15 protein-coding genes are annotated in these 19,720 nt (G+C 25.8%); 1 reads left to right on the forward strand and 14 read right to left on the reverse strand.

The features are described from left to right. Window positions 1-30 precede the first annotated feature (30 nt). The 14 genes from hfq to ACQPUW_RS06375 all read right to left on the reverse strand — a co-directional run bounded on the left by hfq (window position 31) and on the right by ACQPUW_RS06375 (window position 19,160). Entirely contained in the window at window positions 31-273 is a 243-nt protein-coding gene (hfq, locus tag ACQPUW_RS06310) for an RNA chaperone Hfq (protein ID WP_204596312.1), read from the reverse strand. Between the two features lie 44 nt (window positions 274-317). Continuing rightward, a complete protein-coding gene (gene miaA / locus ACQPUW_RS06315; RefSeq protein ID WP_430836619.1) occupies window positions 318-1,250 on the reverse strand; it encodes a tRNA (adenosine(37)-N6)-dimethylallyltransferase MiaA in 933 nt (310 codons plus the stop codon). 21 nt (window positions 1,251-1,271) lie between these two features. Further along, window positions 1,272-3,251: a DNA mismatch repair endonuclease MutL gene (gene mutL / locus ACQPUW_RS06320; RefSeq protein WP_430836620.1), complete on the reverse strand. Its 1,980-nt coding sequence runs from the start codon at window positions 3,249-3,251 to the stop codon at window positions 1,272-1,274. A 13-nt stretch (window positions 3,252-3,264) separates the two neighbouring features. Further along, window positions 3,265-5,937 (reverse strand): DNA mismatch repair protein MutS, encoded by a 2,673-nt coding sequence (mutS, locus tag ACQPUW_RS06325; protein ID WP_430836621.1) that lies wholly within the window; start codon window positions 5,935-5,937, stop codon window positions 3,265-3,267. A gap of 494 nt (window positions 5,938-6,431) precedes the next feature. Continuing rightward, entirely contained in the window at window positions 6,432-9,695 is a 3,264-nt protein-coding gene (locus tag ACQPUW_RS06330) for a DEAD/DEAH box helicase (RefSeq protein WP_430836622.1), read from the reverse strand. 118 nt (window positions 9,696-9,813) lie between these two features. Then, window positions 9,814-11,178, reverse strand: a complete 1,365-nt coding sequence (gene miaB, locus ACQPUW_RS06335; protein ID WP_430836623.1) for a tRNA (N6-isopentenyl adenosine(37)-C2)-methylthiotransferase MiaB — start codon at window positions 11,176-11,178, stop codon at window positions 9,814-9,816. Window positions 11,179-11,353: 175 nt separating this feature from the next. Further along, the gene (locus tag ACQPUW_RS06340; RefSeq protein ID WP_430836624.1) at window positions 11,354-12,211 is read right to left on the reverse strand and encodes a GNAT family N-acetyltransferase; all 858 of its coding nucleotides are present in this window, start codon (window positions 12,209-12,211) and stop codon (window positions 11,354-11,356) included. A gap of 64 nt (window positions 12,212-12,275) precedes the next feature. Continuing rightward, window positions 12,276-14,180 (reverse strand): bifunctional 4-hydroxy-3-methylbut-2-enyl diphosphate reductase/30S ribosomal protein S1, encoded by a 1,905-nt coding sequence (locus ACQPUW_RS06345; protein WP_430836625.1) that lies wholly within the window; start codon window positions 14,178-14,180, stop codon window positions 12,276-12,278. A 21-nt stretch (window positions 14,181-14,201) separates the two neighbouring features. After that, window positions 14,202-14,858 (reverse strand): (d)CMP kinase, encoded by a 657-nt coding sequence (cmk, locus tag ACQPUW_RS06350; RefSeq protein WP_430836626.1) that lies wholly within the window; start codon window positions 14,856-14,858, stop codon window positions 14,202-14,204. A 72-nt stretch (window positions 14,859-14,930) separates the two neighbouring features. Next, the gene (locus ACQPUW_RS06355) at window positions 14,931-16,145 is read right to left on the reverse strand and encodes an NAD(P)/FAD-dependent oxidoreductase (RefSeq protein ID WP_430836627.1); all 1,215 of its coding nucleotides are present in this window, start codon (window positions 16,143-16,145) and stop codon (window positions 14,931-14,933) included. Window positions 16,146-16,425: 280 nt separating this feature from the next. Next, a complete protein-coding gene (locus tag ACQPUW_RS06360; protein ID WP_221861034.1) occupies window positions 16,426-17,325 on the reverse strand; it encodes a MurR/RpiR family transcriptional regulator in 900 nt (299 codons plus the stop codon). Between the two features lie 149 nt (window positions 17,326-17,474). After that, window positions 17,475-18,020 (reverse strand): tRNA (mnm(5)s(2)U34)-methyltransferase, encoded by a 546-nt coding sequence (locus ACQPUW_RS06365; protein ID WP_430836628.1) that lies wholly within the window; start codon window positions 18,018-18,020, stop codon window positions 17,475-17,477. Between the two features lie 52 nt (window positions 18,021-18,072). Next, window positions 18,073-18,783 (reverse strand): pseudouridine synthase, encoded by a 711-nt coding sequence (locus ACQPUW_RS06370; protein ID WP_430836629.1) that lies wholly within the window; start codon window positions 18,781-18,783, stop codon window positions 18,073-18,075. A 170-nt stretch (window positions 18,784-18,953) separates the two neighbouring features. Beyond that, window positions 18,954-19,160, reverse strand: coding sequence for a hypothetical protein (locus ACQPUW_RS06375; protein WP_430836630.1), 207 nt, complete (start codon window positions 19,158-19,160; stop codon window positions 18,954-18,956). Window positions 19,161-19,293: 133 nt separating this feature from the next. Between ACQPUW_RS06375 and ACQPUW_RS06380 the strand changes: the two genes are divergently transcribed. Next, window positions 19,294-19,683, forward strand: coding sequence for a PadR family transcriptional regulator (locus ACQPUW_RS06380; protein ID WP_430836631.1), 390 nt, complete (start codon window positions 19,294-19,296; stop codon window positions 19,681-19,683). The last annotated feature ends 37 nt before the right edge of the window (window positions 19,684-19,720 follow it).

The raw sequence follows: 19,720 nt of genomic DNA on the forward strand, positions 1-19,720 counted from the left end.
AAAATAAATAGGCAACAATGTGCCTATTTATTAAGCGTTATCTACGTCATTATTTGCAAATAGGATAGGCTTTGCTGGAGTTATTGTTGTAACAGCATGCTTATAAACTAACATTTGTTTACCATCACAATCTAACACAACTGTAAAACTGTCAAATCCTTTAACATATCCTTTTAGCTTATATCCATTTGTAAGATAGACTTCTACTGAAATTTTATTTTTTCTTGCACCATTTAAAAAAATATCTTGCAAATTATTTTGTTGTTTATTCATAAGACACCTCCAAATTACCAATACACCTTAAATATATTATACAACTACTTCATATTAATGTCATTACTTATTTTCTCTACTATTTCCTCTTCTGTCATAATATCTTTATCTAGAAAAATTACTCTAGGATCTCTTCTAAACCAAGTTAATTGACGTTTAGCATAATTTCTTGATCCTTTTTTTATCATTTCAACAGCCTCATCTTTTGTAATCTTACCTTCAAGATAATATAACATCTCTTTATATCCAATACCTTGCATTGATTGCATAGATGAAGTATATCCCATTTGCTTTAATTTTATGCATTCTTCTTCTAAACCTTTATCTATCATGATATCTACTCTCTTATTTATTCTAGAATATAAATTTTCTCTATTCATTGTTAATACATAATAGTAAATATCATAATCAGATTTATAAAAATCATTTCCAGCATTAAATGAACTGAATGGTTTTCCAGTAAGTTTAAAAACTTCAAGAGCTCTTATAACTCTTTTTTTATTATTATAATGTATCTCCTTATAACTTATAGGATCTATATCTTTTAATAAACCATGTATATATTCATTTCCTTTTAAGTTAGCTTCATTTTCTAAGTAATTTCTATAATTCTCATCAATTTTAGCATCGGTAAAATCCATATTACAAGTTAATGCATTTATATAAAGCCCTGTTCCTCCAGTAATTATAGGTAGCTTATTTTTATTAAAAATTCTATTTATAAATGTATTACCTAAATGCTTATAATCAGATACTGAAAACTTAACATCTGGCTTTACGATATCAATCATATAGTGATTAATATCCTCCATCTCATCTTTAGTAATTTTAGCAGAGCCTATATCCATGTATTTATATATTTGCATTGAATCTGCTGAAATAATTTCTCCATTTAATTTTTTTGAAAGCTTTATTGATAGAGACGTTTTTCCTACAGCTGTAGGTCCACCTAAAACTAATATTTTTTTCTTTGTCATAAACAACTTCATCCTTTTATTTTAAACTATTCTTCTAAATTTCTTCTCTAATTCAAAGTTTGTAAATTTTATTATTGTTGGCCTGCCATGAGGACAATGGAATGGATCTTCGATGAATCTTAAATCTTCAATTAATTTAATCATTTCTCTTTCATTTAAGAAATCATTTCCTTTTACAGCAGCTTTACAGGCCATGGTTGCAATTTTATTATATTTTATATCAATTGTTTTTCCGCTTCCTAAACTTTTCAAATCATCTATAATACTTAAAAATAATGATTTAGAATCTAATTTACCTAAAAAGTAAGGAACTTCTTTTAATGCTAAAGAATTTCCGCCAAAATAATCTATTTTGAATCCAGCCTCACTAAAAACAGTACTATTTTCTTCATAAAAAGCTAATTCATCTACTGTTAATTCTATAATAGTAGGTACTAGCAAAGGTTGAACTACAATTGACCCATTTTTTATTGAATTCGTATATTTTTCAAATAATATTTTTTCATGAGCTGCATGTTGGTCAATTAAATATAATGTTTCATTAAATTCTCCTATAATATAAGTCTTATTAAATTGACCTATTATTCTTAATGGTGGGAATTTTGCGATCCTTTCTATATTAGTGGAACTTTCTGTATCTGCACTTACGTCTATAGATACAGTAGGTTTTGAATTTTCATATTTTTCATATAATATATCCGAGGAATTATCATTATTATTTTTATTAATAGTAGAATAACTTATATCATGATTATATTGAATATTTATATTATCCTCATTCAAACTGTGTATAGGTATATCTTTATTTATTAGCTTTTCTTTTAATTTATTAAGTTCTTCTTTCTCTTGAGTTATTGCTGAAGAATAATCAAGAGAATCTCTATTTAACTTTTCATTTTTTTCAAATGAGTTAAATTTAACATTATTATCATCTATATTTAAGTCCATTTCAAAGTTCTCTACCTTTATAGGGTTAGTAATTGTTTCTTCTGGTAATTTAAATTCATTAAATACATCTTCCTTAAGTGCTTTGTGTACTGCATCAAATACACATTTAAATATAGCTCTATCATCTTTAAATTTTATTTCTGCCTTAGTTGGATGTATATTAACATCAACATATTCAGGATATACATTAATGAATAATACAAAGAAAGGAAACTTACTTACTGTACTAAAAGATTTAAATGCATTTTCTACTGCTGCAACTAGTGTTTTATTTTTTATATACCTTCCATTAACGAAGATGCTTTGATTATTTCTAGAACCTCTAGCTATCTCTTCTTTCCCTATAAATCCATCCACTGAAATAAAATCTTTATCATTTTTAAAATAAATCAAATTATCGCTAATATTTTTGCCATAAATAGCTCTTAGAACATCTTTTACATTTCCATTTCCAAAAGTATTTACAACTTTTTTGCCATTATTAAATAGTTTAAAACTTATATCAGGATTAGATATAGCTATTCTATTTATTATATCTGTAATAATAGAGCCTTCTCTTGTAAAAGACTTTAAAAACTTTTTTCTTGCGGGTACATTAAAAAATAAATCTTCAACCTCAATTGCAGTTCCATTATTAGTTCCGCAGTCAGTTTCTTTTAAAATTTCTCCACCCTCTATATATATTTCTCTACCAAATTCATTATCAGAAATCTTAGTTTTTAAATTAACTTTAGAAACAGAAGCAATAGAAGCTAAAGCCTCTCCTCTAAATCCTAAAGTATTTATTGAAAATATATCTTCAACGTTTTTTATTTTACTTGTTGCATGAGGAAGAAAAGCCTTCTTTATATCATCTGGATGTATGCCATCCCCATCATCAATTATTTTGATTAAGTTACAGCCACCTTCAATTATTTCAATAGTTATATTCTTAGCTCCTGCATCTATACTATTTTCTACTAATTCTTTTACAACAGAAGAAGGTCTTTCGACTACTTCTCCTGCTGCTATCTTATTTGCTGTATTATCATCAAGTAAATTTATTCTTTTCAAAGTTTATCAACCCCTATTTTAACTTCTTAGCATCACTAACTAATTTATAGAGTTTATTCATTGCTTCAAGAGGATTTAATTCTAAAATATCTACCTCTGAAAGCTCCTTTATAAGATTTTCTTTTTCCATGAAAGAGAAGTCAAGCTGCATATTGTCATGGTGAGTATTATTGATTTTTTCATTTATAATAGCTTTTTCTTCTACTATTTCCTCTTCAATTTTTTCAGCTGCAATTTCTTTTTCATATTCTTTCTTTAATACTTCTTTAGTACTATTTTCATAAGTATTATTTCCTTCTAACTCATCCAATATTTCTTTTGCTCTATCTATTACTTCTTTTGGAAGACCGGCAAGTTTTGCAACTTCTATACCATATGATTGATCTGCTCCACCTTCAATAATTTTTCTTAAGAATATTATATTATCTTCTACTTCTTTAACTGCAACAGAGTAGTTTTTAACTCCTGGTATTTTACCTTCAAGTTTTGTCAATTCATGATAATGAGTTGCAAATAATGTATTACATTTTAAATTGTTATTTTTGGAAATATGTTCTATAACTGACCAAGCTATACTAAGTCCATCATATGTTGATGTACCTCTTCCAACTTCATCTAATAATACTAAACTTTTGTGGGTTGCGTTATTTAAAATATTTGATACTTCCCACATTTCAACCATAAATGTAGACTTTCCTCCTGCAAGATCATCAGAAGCTCCTATTCTTGTAAAAATCTTATCGCATATTGATATATCTGCATGCTTAGCTGGAATGAATGATCCTATTTGAGCCATTAATGTTATTAATGCTACTTGTCTCATATAAGTTGATTTACCAGCCATATTAGGTCCAGTTATTAATAAAAGTCTATTGTCATTGCTATTTAGTAATGTATCATTAGAAACAAATTCACCTCTACCTATTACTTTTTCAACAACAGGATGTCGCCCATCTGTTATTTTTATTAATCCATCTTCATTAATATTAGGTCTTACATAATCATTTTCTAAAGCAATTATTGATAAAGTTGATATTGAATCTAAGTTACCAATGATTCTTGCACTCTTTTTTAAATTTGATATTTGTTCAGATACAATACTTCGTATATCTAAAAATAAGTTATACTCAAGATTAACTAGCTTTTCTTCTGCACCTAAAATTTTATCTTCCATTTCTTTTAAGTCTTGAGTAATATATCTTTCAGCATTCGCAAGAGTTTGCTTTCTTATATATCTTCCTTCTGGTATTGATGAGTAGTTAGCCTTTCTAATTTCAATATAATAACCAAAGACTTTATTGTATCCAACCTTCAAAGATTTAATCCCAGTAATTTCTCTTTCAGAGTTTTCTAAAGATGCAATCCATTCTTTACCGTGAAGCTTTGCTTTTCTTAATTCATCCACTTCTTCTGAATATCCATCTTTAATGATATTTCCTTCTTTAATACTCATTGAAGGGTCATCTAAGATTGCATTATATAATAATTCCTTTAAATCTTTTAATATATCTAACTCTTCATAGTATTCATTAAGCAAATCAGATTTACAACATCCCAAAGTTTCTTTTATATATGGTAATTTATCAAGTGAAGCTCTAAGAGAAACTAAATCTTTTCCATTGACATTACCATTTGCTATCTTCCCTACAATTCTTTCTATATCATATATATCTTTAAGTGCAATTCTAATATCTTCATTTAGTCCTATTGCACTATAAAGTTCTTCTACAGCATCTAATCTTTTTTCTATTTCAAACTTAGATATAAGAGGTTCATCTATCCATTTTCTTAATACTCTTGCTCCCATTGAAGTGCAAGTTTTATCCATTACCCAAAGTAAAGAACCTTTTTTACTCTTCTCTCTTATATTTTCAGTAAGTTCTAAATTCCTTCTTGAGCTACCATCAATAGTCATATAATTAATTATATCGTATTTTTCAAGGAAATTAATATTTGCAAGACTCATTTTTTGTGTTTCATAAACATACTTAAGTAATATCTTACATGCTATTTTGCTAGCATAATCTAACTCTGAAAGTTCTGCTTCACTAAATTGTAATATTAATTCATCATCAGTAGCTCTAAAGCTAGCTAAATCCTTCTTTGTTAATAATGCGGTTGTATAATTTGATAATTCATCTGCAAATTTATCAGTTATATTTATATCAACTATTATTTCTTTTGGATTAATTTTTGTTATTTCATCAAATAACGTACTTTTAATAGTAGTAAACGATGTTGTTTTGAATTCTCCAGTACTTATATCAGTTAATGCAATTCCAGTAGTATTATTTTCTTCATATATAGCTAGTAGATATGTATTAGAATTATTTTCACTAGTGTTATCTACATATGTACCAGGAGTTATAACTTTAATTACATCTCTTCTTACTATACCTTTAGAAGCACTTGGATCTTCAACTTGCTCGCAAATAGCTACTTTATATCCCTTAGTAACTAATCTTGATATATATCCTGAAGAGGCATGAAATGGTATACCGCACATAGGTGCTCTTTCATCTAAACCACAATCTCTGCCAGTTAATACTAATTCAAGTTCCTTTGATGCAGTTTTGGCATCATCAAAGAACATTTCATAAAAATCTCCTAATCTAAAAAAGACTATACAATCTTTATAATTTTCCTTTATTTCAAAATATTGTTTCATCATGGGAGTTAACGCCATACACTTTCACTTCCTTTAACTTTTTATCCTTAATTCTTATAAAATTAAGGATTATAACAACTTACCATATATTTCATATGGAATAAAATCCACTTATTTTAACGATTTTATCTGATTATTTTTGACGTTCAGCATAATTTTTTTAAAAGTCAAAAATAATTGCTAGAATAGTGATATTTACTTATTTCTATAAGATTATAACATAATGAAGTATAACATAAAAATTTAATTGAATAAATAAAAAGGACCTCTAAGGAGGTCCTATAAATTGATTTATGTAATTTAGTTATTAAAAAATATTTATTTCTAACATCTAAATAAATATTTTATAGTAATAATTGCTTTAATTTTAGATATAATAAAAGCACCTACGCTTTATCAAGTAGATTATTTTAAGTTTTGAAGAGATTATTAATTGGTCTCTTGTAATGAAAGAATAAGACAATACCTATGAACTTAAAGTATTGTCTTAAACTAATGTAATTTATTAGCTTTTATAAATCTCTATCAAAAAGTTTTAGTATATTTTCATTAGATAGATTGCTAAATAATTTAGTATTTAAAGAATCTTCTCCAATAAGATTCTCAATAAGTTCTCTTTTACGATTTTGAAGACTTATAATTTTTTCTTCAATAGTACCTTCAGAAACAAGCTTTATAACTTCAACAATATTTTCTTGACCAATTCTATGAGCCCTATCGGTAGCTTGCTCTTCTACAGCTGGATTCCACCAAGGATCAAAATGTATAACAACATCTGCACTTGTTAAATTTAATCCAGTACCACCAGCTTTTAATGATATTAAGAATACCTTTGTATCATCTTTATTAAACTTATTAACCAATTCTTGTCTAGTAGATGATTTGGTAGATCCATCTAAATAATAATAAGATAAATCATCAGTTTGCAACATATCTTTAATTTTATTTAATACAGAAGTAAACTGAGAGAATACTAATATTTTATGTCCATCAGAAGTCATATCAAGTAATAATTCTCTTAATGCAATTAACTTGCCACTATCACCCTTATAATCTTCCATAACAAGAGATGGATCTAAACAAATTTGCCTTAGTTTAGTTATATATGATAATATTTCAATCTTACTTGTATTAAATTCATCATTTTTAACCTTATTCTCTATTATATCATTTACATGTTTTGCATAAGATGCATATATCTTTTTTTGTTCTTTATCCATGTCTACTTTGATTATCTTTTCAATTTTATCAGGTAATTCATTTAAAACATCTTTTTTACGTCTTCTTAATATAAAAGGAGATATTAATAATTTTAATTCATCTAATATAACTTCATCTTCATTTAGAGTTCTATTAAATTTAGAGTTAAAACTATCTTTATCATATAAGAAGCCAGGCATAATAAAATCAAAAATAGACCATAACTCCATTAAATTATTTTCAATAGGGGTCCCTGTGAGAGCAAATCTATTTGTTGCATTGACTTTTTTACATGCTTTTGTATTTTTAGCTGAAAAATTTTTAATATATTGAGCTTCATCTAAAAAACAAAAATCAAACTCAATATTTTTATATAATTCATAATCTATTCTAAATAAGTTATAGGTAGTTACTATTACATCATACTCTTTAATATCATTTAGAATTTCTAATCTTTTTTTCTTAGCATCATTTACAATACCTACTTTAATACTTGGAGCAAACTTTAAGAACTCATCTCTCCAGTTATAGATTAAAGAAGTTGGAGCTATAATTATTGATTTACTTTTTTCTTTTGATAATATAAAACTAATAGCCTGAAGAGTTTTACCTAATCCCATCTCATCTCCTAAAATCCCACCAAACCCAAGATCTGATAGTTCTTTAAACCACTGCAAACCATAAACTTGATAGTCTCTTAGATTAGCATTTAAGCCTTTTGGTATAGTTGATTTTGATAAATTATTAGAAGATAATCTATCTGATATATCATTTAAAATAGAATCTCCTTTAAATATTCCAAATAATTCTGTTAGCTTTTTATTTGCATATAAACTTTTTCCTTTTGTAAAAGCAATTGTATCATCAGATAATTTCTTATCACTTAAAGTATCAACTAACATTAAAAATTCTTTTATTTGAATTTCTTCTAAATCTAAAAAATCTCCGTTTTTTAATTTATAATATTTTTTATTTTCTTTAAAACTTTTTAGTATGTTATAAAATTCTTCTTCTGATATATTTGATACTGAGTATTTAAATTCAAAATAATCATTTTTACCCCTGCGAACTTCAACTTCAAAATTATTTTTATTAAGTTTTACTATACCTTTAAAGTTTTCAGAATAGTATACTTCTCCTAATTCTTGAATAATATTTACTTTATTTTTAAAGAAATCAAATATTATACTATCATCACGCAAAAATGCAAAAAGTTTATTGTCAATTTTTTCTATTCCAATATTTTTTAAAGTATTTATAACTTTAGACTCATTTATAGTATCTCTATAAATGTATTTATCTTTAATTTCATCAAAGATATTGAATTCATAATCACCATATTTAACATTTACTTTTAAAAATATAACTTTATCTCTGTCAAAATAAAATTTGAATTTTACAGGAGCTGATACAATATTTTTAGTTATATTTTCATCAAGTATTACTGTATTAGATAAATCATTAATAGTAGGTATAAGCTCTTTATATACTCTACTTTTTTGACTTTCTAAAAAAGTAATCTCATCTGTATTAATAAATGTATTAATAAGTGGATATAATTTTTCACATTGCTTCATTGATGGTATATATATTATAGTATCATAAAGAAATACATCACCATTTCCGCCTAAATCTTCTGGAAGTCCTCTAGGAAGTGTGAAAGAAATACCATTATTTTTTTCTTTTAGCTCTATAGGAAGAGGAATATCATCAGCAATTATTTCACTTTCTATTTTTCTAGAATAAAATCCATTATTTAAGTATATTCTATTTTCCTTAATAATCTCAAAAAACATTCTTAACATACCTTTAGGTATCCAGATTTCCTTACCATTAATATGCTTATCTTGACTTCGCTTAAAGTTATTTGAATTTATATCTATATCTTTTAACATCTCAATAAATTTAAAAAGTCTTATATCATTATAGGAAAATTTTTGTTTTTTAATATCAAAAGTAAAATCTTTTCCATATGAAATAGGAATAGAATTATATTTATTTAAAAGAAACATATTTATATCTTTTAATAAATACATTTTTGAATTTCTAGAATTTTTAAATCCAATTTTAAATTCAGCACCTATTTTATGAGACCAAGAATTTCTATTTATATAAACATCAATTTTTAATAAATCTTTATTGTTACATAATAAATCTAGCATAGCATTAGATTTATTACTATCTAATACTTTATTTAGTTCAAATAAAGTATTTTTTTTAAGTTTTTCTTTTAAAGTAGAATCATCTTCTAATTTTTCTAAAAATCTATAAAATGAAGCACAGAGATGTTTACAAGCATAGTTAGTAGATTTAAGCTCATTATTCTCAAAATCTCTACATGTACATTTAGTATTAGTAACCTCATAAAGGCTTGAATCTATATTTATATTACAATTATATTTACTATAAAGGTCTTCTGAAATAACATTTGTACTTATATTTATCTCATTTATTGAGCTATTATATAAATAATCTATATTTTCAACTAGATCGTTGTTTAGTACTCTCATGCCATCATTTATCTTTCGTGTAGTTACACTTCTATTAAATCCTTCTATAAAGTTTTGTTTTATCATTAAATTCACCTACATTTTTTGAGTATACACATAGAATAAATTAAAGTTAGTATATATGCAACCTATATACAATAAAAAGGATAGCTAAATAACAAAGCTATCCCTTATTTTTTAAATTTTATAATAATTCTCCTATTAGTGAGAAAGGCTGAGCTCTAACAATTTTTAAATTAACAAGTTGGCCTATTAGTGATTTATCACCTGCAAAATTAACTAATTTTCCATTCCTAGTTCGTCCCATTAATTTTGTTTCATCATTCTTACTTGGTCCTTCTACTAAAATTTCTACTATTTTCCCTTCATATCCCTTATTACTTTTTATAACACCTTCATTAACAGCTTGTACAAGCTTATTAAATCTCTCATGTTTTATATCGTCTGGAACTTGATTTTCCATTCTATCTGCAGGAGTATGATTTCTTCTTGAATAAATAAATGTATAAGCAGCATTATATCCTACTTCTTTAACTAATGATAATGTGTCATTAAAGTCTTCTTCAGTTTCACCCGGGAAACCAACTATTATATCTGTAGTTATAGTTGCATTAGGTATCTCTTCTTTAATTTTATTAATTAGATACATATATCTTTCTCTGTCATAGTGTCTATTCATTTCTTTTAAAATTCTGTCTGATCCACTTTGAACTGGTAAATGAATTTGCTCGCAAAGTTTATCACATTCTTTTATAGCAGAAATTACATCTTCATTTAAATCCTTTGGATGAGAAGTCATAAATCTAACTCTTTCTAATCCATCTATCTCATTTATTAATCTAAGTAATTTTGCAAAGTCTATTTTTTCTTCTAAACCTTTTCCATATGAATTAACATTTTGCCCTAAAAGAGTTATTTCTTTATAACCTTTTGATACTAATTCTTTAATTTCTTTTATTATTTCTTCAGACTTTCTACTTCTTTCTCTACCTCGTACATAAGGAACTATACAGTATGTGCAAAAGTTATTGCAGCCATACATTATGGTAACAAAAGCCTTAGTATTATTTTCTCTATCTATTGGAATTCCTTCTATTATTTCAGTCTCTTTATTTAATATTTCCTTAACTTGAACACCTTCAGTTTTTACTCTATTAAGATATTCAGGGAATTTATATGAATTATGAGTACCAAATATAATATCCACGTAAGGAAATGTTTTTAATACCTTATCAGCCATACCTTCTTGCTGCATCATACATCCACATATTCCTATTATTAAATCAGGATTTTTTCTTTTGTATTTTTTCATCATACCTAGATTACCAAAAACTTTATTTTCCGCATTTTCTCTAACACAACATGTATTAAAAAGTACAATTGAAGCATCTTCAATATTTTCTGTTTTAGTATATCCTATTCGTTTTAACATTCCAGAAAGCTTTTCAGAATCCTCTTCATTCATTTGACATCCATATGTAGTGATAAAGAAATGTTTTCCTGTATTGCTCTTATTAATATCTTCGTACTTTTTTATATCAAGTTCCATTGTATTTCCTCCGACTTATAAATATATTTATATTTTAAAATTACTTAATGTATTATAGCATAAAAAAAGGAAGAAATAAAAGATTAGAATATTTAATATCATATATATTTAAATTATAGTTAAAACTTTTTTAGTTATCTAAAGTAATAAATATGATGTATTTTATATACTCTTATTATGCTTTTATCCAAGTATTATAATATCCTATAAATTTAAACCCTATTTTACTATAAAGATTCAGTGCCTTATAATTTGAATAGTCAACTCTTATATATAGTTCAGATAGTTCTATATCATAGGCTAGATTTATAAGATATTCTAATAAATACTGTCCATATCCCAATCCCCTATATTTTTTTAAAATACCAAAGTTAACTACCATATACATATTTTTATTATATACAATTTGTCCATATCCTATTTCTTTATTATCTAATAAGATAAAAATGCATAAATCTTTTTTATAATACTTCTGACTTTCTTCATATTTAATATCTTTTATATGAAGAGGTTCTCTTCCTGTATCATTAAAAATCTCATTTTGTATTTTACATCGTAACTGCTCATCAGTATTAGGCATAAAAGTTCTAAATGAAATATTAGTATCATTTGATATTTTTATTTTAGAATATAAATCATATTTTAATAATTTCGTTATTTTACTCTTACTAAAACAATTGTTAATAAGAATCTCTTTTGTTATTTCATCTTCATAAGCTTGATAAGCTATAATTTTATTTTCAAATTTTTTTATATCATCTATATTCACTAATTTTACGAACTCATTTTTTATATATAAATCATTAATAATAATAGTATCTAGAGAAGAGTTTTCAAAAAATATATAACCTATATATTTATTATTAAATAGTATCATTATTATTTGATTTTTATAAAGCATTCTTTTTATGAAATTTAAATCATTATAAAGTGAAATTATATTGCATCTATATTTATTTATATAAAAAAACTCATTTACTAACGTTGTAAGATTAGAGAAATTTCTATTATTTAATTTCTCATAATGTACCATATAAGAATACCCACCCCATAAATTATTATTTTAAAATAACCCCTAAAATAGGGGTTATAATATATTAAACATCTTTCATGCTTAAGCTTATTCTTTTATTATCTTCATCTACAGCTAATATTTTAGCTTTTATTTCATCTCCTATTTTTAGAACATCACTTGGGTTATTAATTCTATCATGACTTATTTTGGATATGTGAACAAGTCCGTCTAAGCCAGGCTCTAATTCTACAAATGCTCCAAAATCATTTATTCTAACAACTTTGCCTAGTACAACTGATCCTTCAGGATATTTATCTGAAGCATTTTGCCAAGGTTCAGGAGTAAGTTCTTTAATGCTAAGTGATAATTTTTTATTTTCTTTATCTAATTCAATAACCTTAACATCAATTATATCTCCACTCTTTAGATAATCTTCAGCCTTTTTTACATGATTCCATGATATTTGTGATAAATGAATTAATCCATCTACACCATTAACTTCTGCAAATGCTCCAAAATTAGTGAATCTTTTTACTTCAGCCTTTACTATATCTCCTACTTTTAAAGCTCCTAAAACTTGTTGCTCATTAATTTCCTTTGCCTCTTCTTGAACAATTCTTCTTGAAGCTACAACTCTTGAAGGATTTTCTTTATTAAAGTCTATTAATTTAACAACTAAAGTTTGACCTTTATATTCATCTTTATTATTAACAAATCTCATATCTATTTGTGATGCAGGAACAAATATTCTTATTCCATTATAATAACCTACTAGCCCTTTTTCTTTTATTTCAGAAATTTTCAGTTCAAAAGTTTCACCACTATTAAATAGATTTTCAAGTGAAGAGACTATTTCTTCTTTTTCATATTCTAATCTTGATAAAACAACAAATCCATTCTCATTGTTAAGTTTAATTACTTTAGCTTTTATTGTATCACCAACATTAAGATTTGAAGCGTATTCACTAGGATCAACTTTTGCAGTTAATTCTCTAAAAGGGATTATACCATCAGATTTATAACCAATAAGTGATACAACAACTTCATCTCTAGCTATAGATAATATCTCTCCTTCTATTTCATCACCAATGTGGAATCTTTTGTCCATTTCATTCATTAATTTTAATTGTTCATCATTTTTAATGTTTTCACCTTGCATAATATCAATAACCTCCCTAATTATCCAATCTGGTGTTGAAGCACCAGCTGTAATACCAATCTTTTTAAAGCTTTTATTTATAAATTCACTTGGTAGTTCCAATGAATTTTCAATATGAATAGTATTCTCACAATTTGCTTTAGATATTTCATAAAGCTTTGTTGTATTTGAACTATGTTTACCACCTATAACAATCATAGCATCTACTTTATTTGATAATTCATATGCACTTTTTTGTCTTACCTCTGTAGCTGAGCATATTGTATTAAATGATAGAAGTTCATCTGTCATAGTAGCTAAATTATTAATAGTATTATTCCAATTTTCTTCTTTTTCTGTAGTTTGTGATACTACACATATTTTATCAGAAATTTTTGTATCAAATTCTCCATTTGGCGTAATGGTCGCTTTATTATTGCACCATCCATTTATCCCAATAACTTCTGGATGATCTTTATCACCCAATATAACTATGTTATATCCATCATCTGAATACTTTTCAACTTTCTTTTGTATATTAGTAACAAATGGGCAAGTTGCGTCTATAACTTCAAGACCTCTAGACTTAAGATTTTCAACAACGTCTTTTGGCACCCCATGTGACCTTATGATAATAACATCACCATTTACTAATTCATTTAGATTATTATAGTCTATTGAATAAATATCATTTTCTTCTAAATATTTAACAACGTCACTATTATGAATAAGTGGACCTAAAGTATAAATTTTTTTCCTATACTGATTTTTTATATCAATAGACTTTTCGACTGCCCTTTGTACCCCAAAACAGAAACCAGCATTTTCTGCTAATATTACTTTTCTCATAATTGTACTCCTAATATAACACTAATTAATCTTAGATTTTATAAACTCATTTATTTTATTTGTAACTTGCTCAATATTTAGACCAGTTGTATCAATCTCAACGGCATCATCGGCTTTTCTTAATGGATCTATAGCTCTTGTACTGTCTTCATGATCTCTTCTTATTATATCTTTTAATATTTCATCATAAGAACATTCTATATTTCTATTTAATAATTCCGCATATCTTCTTTCTGCTCTTTCTTCTGGAGTTGCAGTTAAGAAGATTTTAAAGTTTGAATCCTTTAATACAACTGTTCCTATATCTCTACCATCCATTATAACATTATATTTATTTGACATATCTCTTTGTAATTTTACAAGCATTTTTCTAACTTCTGGTATTGAAGCGTATGCAGAAACTATTGAGCTAATTTCTGGCATAGTTATTTTTTCTTGTATATTCTCACCATTTAAAATTAAATCATCGTTTTCAAAATGCATTTCCATATTTAATATTAAGTTGCAGATTTCTGAAATGTTTTCTGCTTTCAAATTATTTTCTGATGCTTTTAAAGCAACAGCTCTATACATAGCACCAGTATTTATATACATTAAATCAAATTCTTTCGCTACAAGTTTAGCTATTGTACTTTTTCCTGCTCCCGCTGGACCATCTATTGCAACTGATAATTTCAAATTATTTTCCACCTTTCTAAATAACAACTATAAGTATCATTATATAATTATATTCTTTTTATAACAAGCATTTTAGATACTACTTCCAGCTACATATCCAGTAGATAATGCTATTTGTACATTATATCCACCAGTAAAAGCATCAACATCTATTACTTCTCCTGCAAAAGATAAATTATCTATAATTTTACTTCTCATTGTTGAAGGGTCTATCTCTTTTGTATCTACGCCTCCAGCTGTAACAATAGCTTCTTCTAAAGGTCTTAGGCCTTTTACTATAAGTTTAAAGTTTTTTATTAAATGAACTAAATTTTTTCTTTCTTCCTTAGTTATTTCATTAACCTTTTTATTTTCATCAATTTTTGATAGTTTTATAATTATAGGTAAAATCTTTTTTGGTAATAAATCATCTAAAGAATTTTTAAAATCTTTATTTATGTATTTTTTAAAATCTTTTTGTATTCTTAAATCTAAAGCTTTTAGATCTAGAGCGGGCTTTAAATCAATTACTACTTCATAATTTTTATTATTTTTGATAAATCTACTACCACTTAAAACTAGAGGTCCTGATATACCAAAATGAGTAAAGAGCATTTCGCCAAAATCTTTAAATACCTTTTTATTATTCTCATATATAGCTAGCTCAATATTTCTAAGAGATAGCCCCATTAGATCTTTTACTATTTCATCCTTTATCTCTATTGGAACAAGTGATGGTTTTAATTCTTTTATTTTATGTCCAAGTTCTTTAGCAAACTTTTGACCTTCTCCTCTAGAACCTGTAAGGGGATATGAAGCACCACCTGTACATATTATAAAGTGATCTCCTTCGATTATATTACTATTATTTATTTCAACTCCAGTTATTTTATTACAATTTTTTATTATTCTAGTTACTTTACTATTAAGCATTATTTTTATATTACATTTTGTCATAGCTTTTGATAAACCCTTAATAATATCTGAAGATTTATCAGAGTTTGGAAAAACTCTTCCTCCTCTTTCAGCCTTTAACTTAATACCTTCATCCTCAAAGAAATTAATAGTATCTTCATTAGTAAAAGTATATAAAGAACTATATAAAAAATAAGGATTTCCAGGAATATAGTTGAAAAATTCTGAAATATCTTTACTATTAGTTACATTACATCTTCCTTTACCTGTAATAAATAATTTTTTTCCTAATCTATCATTTCCTTCTATTAAAATCACTTCATTATTTTTACTTGCAGTTATTGCTGCCATCATTCCTGCTGGGCCAGCTCCTATAACTACTATTTTACTCATTTAATCAGCTCCTTAATTAATTGCTAAAACAATTGTACTACACTACAAAAAAAAAGTTAACTAAAATAAGATATTTATAAAGGTAATCTAAATAACATATTATTATATAGATTATTTGCTTATATTAGCCAAATATGTTTTTTTAGATAAGTATATTTTTATAAGATACTTATAAATTGACCTTTTTTTTATATAACAAATGACTTTATGAATGTTCATAAAGTCATTTGTTATATAAATATATTAATTTCTAAAAGAAGTCTATATAAAATCATATGGACTAGTCATCATTTTCACCTATAGTTTTATTATTTATTTGGTATATATTATAATCTTGCCAAATTGCTTCTAAAGAACCAAATGTATTTGCAATATTCTCTTTCTCTCTCATTCCAACTGCTATAATTAAAGCATTAACTAATGATAATGGGGCAACAAGGGAATCTACAAATGATGCCATATTACTCTGAGCAATTAATGCTAAATCAGCTTTAGATGCTAATGGAGAAATTAAACTATCAGTTAATGCAACTACTTTAGCTCCTTTTGCTTTTGAGAAATCTAATGCATCGATTGTTTTTGAAGCATATCTTGGGAATCCTATACCAATTACTAAGTCTCCTTCTTTAACATTTATAATTTGTTCAAATATATCTGAAATTCCATAGCTTACAGTTCTAACATTTTGAAGAATTATATTTAAATAAAACCCTAAAAACTCTGCAATAGCTGTTGAACTTCTTAGCCCTAATATGTAAATGTTATTAGCTTTAAATATTTCATTTACAACTTCCTCAAATACATTAGGATTAATCTTTTCAAGGGTTGCTCTTATATTTTCAATATCAGCCTTTAAAACTCCCTTTAGTGCATCACTATCAGATACATATTCATTAGAAAGCTCCAGCCTCTGTACAGTAGTAAGTTTATTTTTAATTAATTCTTGAAGAGCTTTCTGAAGTTTTGGATATCCACTAAAGCCTAACTCGTTAGCAAATCTTACAACTGTAGATTCTGACACTCCTACAGACGTTCCTAATTTTGCAGCTGTCATAAAAGCAGCCTTATCATAATTATTTAATATATATTCTGCTATTAGTTTTTGACCCTTACTTAATCTTTGAAATTTAATCTGAATTAATCTCATTAAATCTTTATTATCATTAAAATCTTTATCCATTATTATCTACCTACTTTACAATCTTTTGCAATAACAATTTTATCACTTAATGATAGCTTTTTCAATAAAAATTTCATATTTTATATATTTAAAATACAGTTTTTTATTTTTGTATCAATTAAATTACTACAATATTGATAAATTTATATTTAACTATTTTTTTCGATAACTACAAGCATTGGTGCCACTTTGCTCCTGTTTAAAAATTGATGAATCATCACTCCATATTCTTTTTTGGAGATTTTTTCTAGAAAATTTAATATGCAAGATTGTTCTTTTTTACCTTCATCATGACCAATATAAATGCATATTGTCATAATTCCACCTGGATTAAGAATTTCTAATCCAGTTTTTATACTTTCTAGTGATGTATTATGTTTTGTTGTTATTTCCTTTGAGGTCCCAGGTAAAAAACCAAGATTATACATAATACAGTCAACATTCTCATTTATATAATTATTAAATTTATGATGTGAATCACAAATTACTGTAACATTATCTTTATTTTTATCACTATATTTTATACAAGCTTCCTCTTGAACATCAAAAGAATATACTTTATTAAAATTTAAAGATAAGAAATCAGTGTCATATCCATTTCCTAAGGTACCATCAATTGCTACATTTTTATTTTTTAAATAATTATTAATTATATTATGTGATAATTCACTAATATCACCTACATAATTAAACATTTAAAATCCTCCTTAACATATATCATGTATTAGATCATGAAATAAGTATTTATTATAAAGAATTAATATAATTAAGTTCATCTTTTGTTAATTCTCTATATTCACCTTTCTTTAAATATCCAAGTTTAATATTCCCTACAGAAATTCTCTTTAAGCTTACTACATGATGATTGAATGCCGAACACATTTTCCTTATTTGCCTATTTTTCCCTTCATGTATGACTATCTCTACTGTAGAATTATTATTTTCAAAAGAGATTTCTTTAATTTCACAGTTAGCGGTTACATACCCACCAATATCTACTCCATTCATGAATAAATCCATTTCTTTTTGAGTAAACCTTCCTTTTACAACTGCTATATATTTCTTTTTAATTTTTACTCTTGGATGAATTATTTTATTATAAATGTCTCCATCATTTGTTAAAAGTAATAGACCTGAACTATCATAGTCAAGTCTTCCTATTGGAAATACTCTTTCATTAATATTAATTAGATCTATAATAGTTTTTCTTCCTTTTTCATCATTAAGAGATGTTATATATCCTTCAGGTTTATATAACATCAAATATACCTTTTTTTCTTCTGGTACAATTATTTTATCATTATATTCTACAACGTCTACATTTGGAGTTACTTTTATACCTAATTCTTTTACACATAAACCATTTACTTTAACTTTTCCTTCAGTAATTAATAATTCACATTTCCTTCTAGATGCTACTCCGCACTTTGCCATATATTTTTGTAATCTTTCTTCCATGTATAATCCTCCAATATTGTATTTCTTCTATGATTATATATATTAATTTAAATTTTTACAATAAAATAAATTATATTGAGGATTAATATTTTATAAATCAATAATTTAATATGTAATATAAAAACTTAGGTTAAAACCTAAGTTTTTATATTACATATTAAATTTATCTTTTAGAAGAAACAACCACGGCTTAAAAGTAATATCCATAATAATGGTGTGCCTCCAAATCCACAACCGCAATTACCAGATCCACAGTTGTTGAATCCTCCACAGCCACAATTGCCAAATCCGCGATTATTAAATCCTCCACAGCCACAATTATTGCAACCACAATTATTATTACAGCAACAATTGTTACATCTACATCTTCTTGACATGTTAATCAGCTCCTTATCTTTGGTTATTATATACTATTCATAATATATATAATTGTGTTATTTATTTATAATCATTTACGAGTATATGTAACTAAAGTATAATATAGTTAAGTAATTACTAGGAGGGATAATAATGGATAAAAGGAATCGTATTGTAGCACCAAGAAATGTTGTAAATACAAAAATGTTATACATGTTATATATTCTTAAAGAGCTATCAAAAGGGGAAGTCGTATTTGGGAATAAAGTTCTAACTGATTTTAAAGATATGTTTGATTCGACTACTATGCCCTTTCCAGTTTCATCAAGTACTGTATATGAAAGCTTATATGAACTTGAAGAAAGAGAATATGTAGTTTCAAAATGGAGTGGTGAAGATATATCAAATAAAAGAAGTAAAAAAGTATATTCAATAACTGATAGAGGAATTTCTTATTTAAATTCAAACTTAAGTGATTATATTTTAAATTTAGATAAGACAAAATCTACTCTAGATAAATTAAAACAAATGTTGTTAAAATAAAAGAAGAGGTTCGTAAGAAATATTTCTTACGAACCTC

Source organism: Clostridium sardiniense (assembly GCF_050584765.1).
Lineage (GTDB): Bacteria > Bacillota > Clostridia > Clostridiales > Clostridiaceae > Clostridium > Clostridium sardiniense_A.

Bases quoted from the DNA above. Each gene is read 5' to 3' on its own strand.
- miaA (WP_430836619.1), bottom strand. From the start codon at position 1,250: ATGACAAAGAAAAAAATATTAGTTTTAGGTGGACCTACAGCTGTAGGA.
- ACQPUW_RS06355 (WP_430836627.1), bottom strand. From the start codon at position 16,145: ATGAGTAAAATAGTAGTTATAGGAGCTGGCCCAGCAGGAATGATGGCA.
- ACQPUW_RS06330 (WP_430836622.1), bottom strand. From the start codon at position 9,695: ATGATAAAACAAAACTTTATAGAAGGATTTAATAGAAGTGTAACTACA.
- ACQPUW_RS06340 (WP_430836624.1), bottom strand. From the start codon at position 12,211: ATGGTACATTATGAGAAATTAAATAATAGAAATTTCTCTAATCTTACA.
- miaB (WP_430836623.1), bottom strand. From the start codon at position 11,178: ATGGAACTTGATATAAAAAAGTACGAAGATATTAATAAGAGCAATACA.
- ACQPUW_RS06345 (WP_430836625.1), bottom strand. From the start codon at position 14,180: ATGAGAAAAGTAATATTAGCAGAAAATGCTGGTTTCTGTTTTGGGGTA.
- ACQPUW_RS06365 (WP_430836628.1), bottom strand. From the start codon at position 18,020: ATGTTTAATTATGTAGGTGATATTAGTGAATTATCACATAATATAATT.
- ACQPUW_RS06360 (WP_221861034.1), bottom strand. From the start codon at position 17,325: ATGGATAAAGATTTTAATGATAATAAAGATTTAATGAGATTAATTCAG.
- ACQPUW_RS06375 (WP_430836630.1), bottom strand. From the start codon at position 19,160: ATGTCAAGAAGATGTAGATGTAACAATTGTTGCTGTAATAATAATTGT.
- ACQPUW_RS06370 (WP_430836629.1), bottom strand. From the start codon at position 18,783: ATGGAAGAAAGATTACAAAAATATATGGCAAAGTGCGGAGTAGCATCT.
- hfq (WP_204596312.1), bottom strand. From the start codon at position 273: ATGAATAAACAACAAAATAATTTGCAAGATATTTTTTTAAATGGTGCA.
- ACQPUW_RS06380 (WP_430836631.1), top strand. From the start codon at position 19,294: ATGGATAAAAGGAATCGTATTGTAGCACCAAGAAATGTTGTAAATACA.
- mutS (WP_430836621.1), bottom strand. From the start codon at position 5,937: ATGGCGTTAACTCCCATGATGAAACAATATTTTGAAATAAAGGAAAAT.